Source organism: uncultured Allobosea sp., from assembly GCF_945956895.1.
In the GTDB taxonomy this organism is placed as follows: Bacteria; Pseudomonadota; Alphaproteobacteria; order Rhizobiales; family Beijerinckiaceae; genus Allobosea.
Genome location: NZ_CAMFJF010000114.1, coordinates 1 through 6,735 on the forward strand (window position 1 = coordinate 1; position 6,735 = coordinate 6,735).

General features: G+C 66.0%; 6 protein-coding genes. 2 read left to right on the plus strand and 4 right to left on the minus strand.

Annotated elements, in window-relative coordinates; translation table 11 throughout:
• Positions 1-352, plus strand: a 352-nt coding sequence (locus Q0Q02_RS22685) for a L,D-transpeptidase (RefSeq protein ID WP_293812951.1), incomplete at its 5' end; no start/stop codon positions are given.
• A gap of 330 nt (positions 353-682) precedes the next feature.
• Here Q0Q02_RS22685 and Q0Q02_RS22690 read toward each other — a convergent pair.
• From Q0Q02_RS22690 to Q0Q02_RS22705, 4 genes are all read right to left on the minus strand, one after another.
• On the minus strand, positions 683-892 hold the full coding sequence (locus Q0Q02_RS22690) for a hypothetical protein (RefSeq protein WP_293812953.1): 210 nt from the start codon (positions 890-892) through the stop codon (positions 683-685).
• A 207-nt stretch (positions 893-1,099) separates the two neighbouring features.
• Positions 1,100-2,476: an aspartate aminotransferase family protein gene (locus Q0Q02_RS22695; protein WP_293812955.1), complete on the minus strand. Its 1,377-nt coding sequence runs from the start codon at positions 2,474-2,476 to the stop codon at positions 1,100-1,102.
• A 297-nt stretch (positions 2,477-2,773) separates the two neighbouring features.
• Positions 2,774-4,240, minus strand: a complete 1,467-nt coding sequence (locus Q0Q02_RS22700) for an amidase (protein WP_293812957.1) — start codon at positions 4,238-4,240, stop codon at positions 2,774-2,776.
• 6 nt (positions 4,241-4,246) lie between these two features.
• A complete protein-coding gene (locus Q0Q02_RS22705) occupies positions 4,247-4,711 on the minus strand; it encodes a MarR family winged helix-turn-helix transcriptional regulator (RefSeq protein WP_293812958.1) in 465 nt (154 codons plus the stop codon).
• A gap of 136 nt (positions 4,712-4,847) precedes the next feature.
• On the opposite strand from Q0Q02_RS22705, the gene Q0Q02_RS22710 reads away from it, so the two are divergent.
• The gene (locus Q0Q02_RS22710) at positions 4,848-6,473 is read left to right on the plus strand and encodes a long-chain-fatty-acid--CoA ligase (protein ID WP_293812960.1); all 1,626 of its coding nucleotides are present in this window, start codon (positions 4,848-4,850) and stop codon (positions 6,471-6,473) included.
• Positions 6,474-6,735: the final 262 nt, after the last annotated feature.

Below are 6,735 nucleotides of genomic sequence, written 5' to 3' on the forward strand. Positions count from 1 at the left end.
GATCCGCTACGGCGTCGCCACTGGCGAGGAAGCTTATGGCTGGACCGGCGAGGCCGTGGTCCAGCGCAAGGCGGAATGGCCGCGCTGGACCCCGCCGGCCGAGATGATCAAGCGGTGGCCGCATCTGAAGCCGGTTGCCGGCGGCCTTGCGGGCGGCCCGGACAATCCGCTCGGCGCGCGTGCGCTCTATCTCTACCAGAACGGCCAGGACACGCTCTACCGCATCCACGGCACCAACGAGCCGGAGACGATCGGTCGCTCGGCCTCGTCGGGCTGCATCCGCATGCGCAATATCGACGTGATCGACCTCTTCAACCGCGTTCCCGCAGGCGCGAAGGTCATCGTCGTCTGATCGATCGGATGATCCGGAGAATTCAGCGGGCGGCCTCCGGGCCGCCCGTTTTGTTTTGGCGGTGTTTTGGGTTGAGCCACTCTGTCATTCCGGGGCTTCGCGTCAGCGAAGAGCCCGGAATCCAGAACCGATGCCGCTTCCATAAGAGGTTATTAGGTCGGCGCTCGAATTCATGGCGGCATCGGTTCTAGGTTCCGGGCTCAGGCCTGCGGCCTGCCCCGGAATGACGGCAGAGATTCCGTGCAAACGATGGTCAGAGGGCCGCCCAAGAAAAAGGCCGGTGGGAGCAAGCTCCGCACCGGCCAAGTCATGGGTCTCGAAGGGGAGGTTTCAGTCGTAGAAACCGTGTCGGAGGACGCCGGGCAATTCGGCCTTGCGTCCTTCGCCCTGCAGCTTCAACGTAGCTGGCACCTGTCGGGTTCCCGCGGCAACTGCCCGGATCGCGATCGGGCGGAAACGGGAGGCATAGGTCGCCCGCGCCGTGGCGTCATGGAAACCCTTGCTGGCCGGTGTCGGGGAATGAGTGTCGCGTTGAAGCATGGCTCCTGACTCGTCTGATGGACCTCGTGTCGCTGGCTCGCGCCGGCCGACCTCACCTGTCTGACGGCGGATCGGGACGGCGCCGGGGCGCCTCTGTGATCTGTTCGTGGCGATTTCAGGCGAGAGGAACGGTTTCGCCATATTGCTGAATAGAGAAAAGGCCGGGCGTCGCCGCCCGGCCTTCTGTCTCTTACGATCTCGGAGCGATCAGGCCAGCAGGCCTTCGGCCTTGGCCCAGTTCAGGGTCTTGTCGAGCGCGCGCTCGCAGCGGTTGAACATTTCCTCGATCTCGGCCTCGTTGATCACGAGCGGCGGGCAGAAGGCGAGGCGATCGCCCATGGCGCGGGTGATGAAGCCCTCTTCCAGCGCATAAGCGACGGCCTTGGCGCCGACGCCCTTCTTGGTCTCGAAGGCGGCCTTGGTCTGCTTGTCCTTGACCAGTTCGGCGCCGCCGATCAGGCCGACGCCCTTGGCCTCGCCGACGAGCGGATGCTCGTTCAGCTTGGTGAGGCGGCGCAGGAAGGTCGGCGAGACCTTCTCGACATGGTCGACGATCTTATCGCGCTGGTAGATCTCCAGCGTCTTCACCGCGACGGCGCAGCCGACCGGGTGGCCGGCATAGGTGTTGCCGTGGCCGAAGGTGCCGATCTTGCGGCTCTGGTCGACGAGCACGTCATAGATCTTGTCGTTCATCATCACGGCGCTGAGCGGGAAATAGGCCGAGGTGATCTGCTTGGCGAGCGAGATCGAGTCGGCGTTGAGTCCGTAGGTCTCGGTGCCGAACATCTTGCCGGTGCGGCCGAAGCCGGTGATGACCTCATCCGAGATGAACAGGATGTCGTACTTGGCGAGCACGGCATTGATCTTCTCGAAATAGCCTGCCGGCGGGATGATCGCGCCGCCGGCGCCCATCACCGGCTCGGCGATGAAGGCGGCGACCGTATCCGGACCCTCGCGCAGGATCATCTCCTCGAGCTCGGCGGCAAGCCGCGACGAGAAGTCCTGCTCGCTCTCGCCCGGCTCGGCGAAGCGATAGTGGTGCGGGCAGGAGGTGTGCAGGATGCCGGGCAGCGGCAGGTCGAAATCGATATGGTTGTTCGGCAGGCCGGTCAGCGAGGCCGAGGCGACCGTGACGCCGTGATAGCCCTTCAGCCGGGAGATGATCTTCTTCTTCTGCGGGCGGCCGAGCGCGTTGTTGAGGTACCAGACGATCTTGACCTGGGTGTCGTTGGCGTCGGAGCCGGAGGCGCCGTAGAACACCTTGGAGATCGGAACCGGGGCGATCTCCTTCAGCTTCTCGGCGAGCTCGATCGCCGGATCATGGCTGCGCCCGCCGAAGATATGGGTGAAGGGCAGCTTCTTCATCTGCTCATAGGCAGTCTCGACCAGTTCCTGGTTGGAATAGCCGAGCGAGGTGCACCAGAGCCCCGCCATGCCCTCGATATATTCCTTGCCGGCGGAGTCGTAGACATAGATGCCCTTGCCGCTCTCCAGCACGAGCGGGCCCGTCTGCCGATGCGTGGCGAGGTTGGTATAGGGATGGACGAGGGTCTCGATATCCCTGACGGCGACATTCGACAGCATGATGGGCTCCCGGCTCTGTTTAATATTCTTTCCAGCATACGCCGATATGACCGCAAATGTTGAGCGATTTTGGCGCAGGGGACGGTAGACTCTGCCGCAGGGCGAGCGAAACGGAAAGGCTTCGCGCCAAACGGGCGTAACGGCCGCTCACGCGAGCTGAAAACAAGCCGAGCCTCGGTGAAAACGCGCGTCATCCCGGACGCAGCGAAGCGGAGATCCGGGATCCATCGTAGAGCTCCAGCGCCCTTCGATGGATCCCGGGTCAAGCCCGGGATGACGGCGTGCTTTCATGTGACGTTACGAACGCGCAAGCGGTGGCGGAGAGAAGCCGCCGCCCAACTCTTCCAGCATCGCGCCGACGGCAACGGCCGTGCGGTCCTCGCCGAACGGCGCGATGATCTGGACGCCGAGCGGCAGACCCTCCCGTGAGCGCGTGATCGGCGCCGACAAGGCGGGCAGGTCCGCGCCGGTCGCCAGCGCGGCCCAGAGCAGGAAATCGAGATAGGGTCGCGGCTCGCCGTTCACGATCAGGCGGCGGGCATGGATGTCCGGGCCATGGTCATGCGGGATCGCAGCGACCGGCGCCGGCGGGCAGAGCACCACGTCGTAGCGGGTGAAGAAGCTGGCCCATTGCCGCTTCTGGGCGAGGCGGCGCTGGTTCACCTGCTGGTAGAGCCCCGGCGTCATCCGGGCGCCGCGCGCCTGCAGGGCCTGATGCGACAGGTCGTTCGGGCTGAAGCGGGCGGCTTGCGCCTGGATGCGGGCGCGTACCTTCGGCGGCAGGCCATAGGCCACGACGGCATGGTTCAAGAGCGCATAGACCTCGAACGCATCGGCGAAGCGGATGGAGGGGCGCGCCGTCTCGTCAATGATCGCGCCGGCCTCGGCCAGGCGGCGCGCGGCCTCGCGCACGGCATCCGACACCTCCCGGTCGACCGGAGCAAAGGGATCGTCGGCCCAGAGCGCGACGCGCAGGCCTTTCGGGCCGGTCCGGCGCGGCTCCGGCTGGGCAGGCGCGGGCAGGGCGGTATCGCGTGGCCCGGCGATCACCGGCAGAATCAGGTCGAGATCCCCAGCGGCGCGCGTGATCGGACCGGCGACCATCAGGTCGACATTGCGCAAGGTGCGTCGCTCGGGCGGCGGCGGGATCGCGCCCCAGGTCGAGACCAGCCCCCAGCTCGTCTTGAGCCCGAAGACGCCGCAGGCATGAGCCGGCCAGCGGATCGAGCTGCCGAGATCGGAGCCGAGCTCGAAGGCGCTCATGCCCGTGGCGACTGCAACCGCAGCGCCGCCCGAGGAGCCGCCGGGCGAACGCGCCTCGTCCCACGGGTTGTTGGTCACGCCATGGGCCGGGTTGTAGCTCTGGAAATCGCCGGAGAAGACCGGGACGTTGGTCTTGGCCGTGATGACGGCACCGGCTGCCCGCAGCCTCGCGACGGCAGCGGCATCCTCAGTCGGCACGCGTTCGCGATAGGCCGGCAGGCCACCGGAGGAGGGCAGGCCGGCGACGTCGAAGGCGTCCTTGATCGTGATCGGCAGCCCTTCGAGCGGCCTTGCGGTGCCGTTGGCGATGCGCGCGTCCGAAACCTTCGCCATGGCGCGGGCGGCCTCGCGATCCTCGGCCACGATGGCATTGAGGCGCGGGTTCAGCGCATCGATGCGGGCGAAGCTGGCTTCAAGAAGGTCTGACGCTGTGAATTCGCGGGTGAGCAGCGCCTCACGCAAGGCCGTGGCGGAGGCGGTCAGGTCGATGCTGTCGGCCATCCGCGGTCACTCGGCATCGGTGGCACGGGCGAGGTCGCGCCAGAGCAGCACGAGTCGGTCGAGCTCGGCGAGATCGTTCGGCTTCAGCTTGCCGAGCGTGCTGGCGACGAATTCGCGCTGGGCGGCGATGCCGGCTTCGGCGAGGCGGCGGCCCTCCGGCGTCAGGTGCATCGCGTAGGAGCGCCGGTCGCCGGCGATGGCGCGGCGCTCGACGAGCCCGGCCTGCACGAGCCGGTCGACCAGCCCGGAAACATTGCCCTTGGTGACATAGAGCCGCTCGGCCAGTTCGCTCTGGCTGATGCCTTCCTGCTCGGTCAGGGTCGAGAGCAGGTCGAATTGCGGGATCGAGAGCCCGAGCATGCGGATGCGTGCCGTCATCTGCATCAGCATGCGTTGGTGCAATCGCATGAAGCGGAACCAGACCCGGTCCGGTTCCGTCGGGGCGTGTGGCACGATCTTCGGTGCGGACATGGCGTTTCCCCCCGCTCTTGAAGGATCAGACCTAAACCATCTCGCGCGCGCAAGCGAGCCTTCGATGGGATGACTTCCCTTTCGTCGAAGCCCGTCGCTATCCTCCGTGATAAAATGATCTCGGGAGGATAAGCGCATGCTCGGCCTGATGCAGGACTGGCCCCTTCTGCTCCATCGCATCATCGACCACGCCGCGATCCAGCACGGCACGCGCGAGGTGGTGAGTCGTGCCGTCGAGGATGGCGCGCTCAGGCGACGCAGCTATGTCGAGATCCGCAGCCGCGCCCTGAAGGTGGCGAAACGCCTGCAGAGAGACGGCGTCACGCTCGGCGACCGTGTCGCGACGCTGGCCTGGAACACCGACCGCCATCTCGAGCTTTGGTATGGGATCAGCGGCATCGGCGCGATCACGCATACGGTCAATCCGCGGCTCTTCCCGGAACAGATCGCCTGGATCATCAACCACGCGGAAGATCGTCTGCTCTTTCTCGACCTCACCTTCGTGCCGATGATCCAGGCGATTCAGGACAAGCTGCCGACGATCGAGCGCTACATCGTCCTGACCGATGCCGTGCATTTGCAGCAGTGCGGCCTCAAGGGCGCCGTCGCCTATGAGGACTGGCTGGCGGAGACCGATGACGATTTCGCCTGGGGCCGCTTCGACGAGAACACGGCGGCCGGGCTCTGCTACACCTCGGGCACGACCGGCGGGCCGAAGGGCGTGCTCTATTCGCATCGCTCGAACGTACTGCATGCGCTCGCCTGCGCCGCGCCGGATTTCATGGGCCTGTCGGCGCGCGACACGGTGATGCCCGTGGTGCCGCTCTTCCATGCCAATAGCTGGTCGCTGGCCTATTCCGCGCCGATGACCGGCGCCAAGCTGGTCATGCCCGGCGCCAGGCTCGACGGACCTTCGCTGCATCAATTGCTGGAGGAGGAGCGCGTGACGATGACCGCGGCGGTCCCGACCGTCTGGCTTGGCCTGCTCCAGCATCTGGAGGCGACCGGCGGCACGCTCTCGACGCTGAAGCGCGTCATCATTGGCGGCTCGGCCTGTCCGCGCGCGATGACCGAGGTCTTCGAGCGTAAATACGGCGTCACCGTCGCCCATGCCTGGGGCATGACCGAGATGAGTCCGCTCGGCTCCTTCTGCTCGGTGAAGCCGGTCTATCAGGGGCTGGAAGGCGATGCGCTCTACGATCTCAAGATGAAGCAGGGCCATCCGCCCTTCACGGTCGAGTTCCGCCTCACCGACGATGCCGGCCGCGATCTGCCCTGGGACGGCCAGACCTTCGGCCGGCTCAAGGTGCGCGGTCCGGCCGTCGCGGGCGCCTATTACCGCAGCGAGGACGATATTCTCGACGACCAGGGCTTCTTCGACACCGGCGATGTCGCGACGATCGATCCCGCCGGCTACATGCAGGTCACAGACCGTTCGAAGGACGTGATCAAGTCCGGCGGCGAGTGGATCTCCTCGATCGATCTCGAAAACCTTGCCGTCGGCCACCCGGATGTCGCGGAGGCCGCGGTGATCGGCGTCGCGCATCCGAAATGGGACGAGCGGCCGTTGCTGGTGATCGTGCCGAAGCCCGGCCGCTCGCCGGGCAAGGACGAGATGCTCGCCTTCATGACCGGCAAGATCGCGAAATGGTGGCTGCCGGACGATGTCGTGCTGGTCGAGGCCATTCCGCATACGGCAACCGGCAAGATCCAGAAGACGAAGCTGCGCGAGATGTTCAGGGATTACCGGCTGCCGGGGTGATGCCTTGATCCTCCTTCGTCATTGCGAGCGCAGCGAAGCAATCCAGGGGCGGCAGAGTTCTACGTACCCCTGGATTGCTTCGCTGCGCTCGCAATGACGCTGGTGGTTCCGAGCCAAGTCGGATGCCGTGGGCTGTTCTGGAAACGCCAGCGGCGCCCTTTTGGGGGCGCCGCGCGTATCGTGTGCGAGGATAGCTCCGAGGCTGCGGCCTCAGAACTCCTCCCAACCTGAATCGCTGGCCCGGCCGTTGCCGCCATTGGCG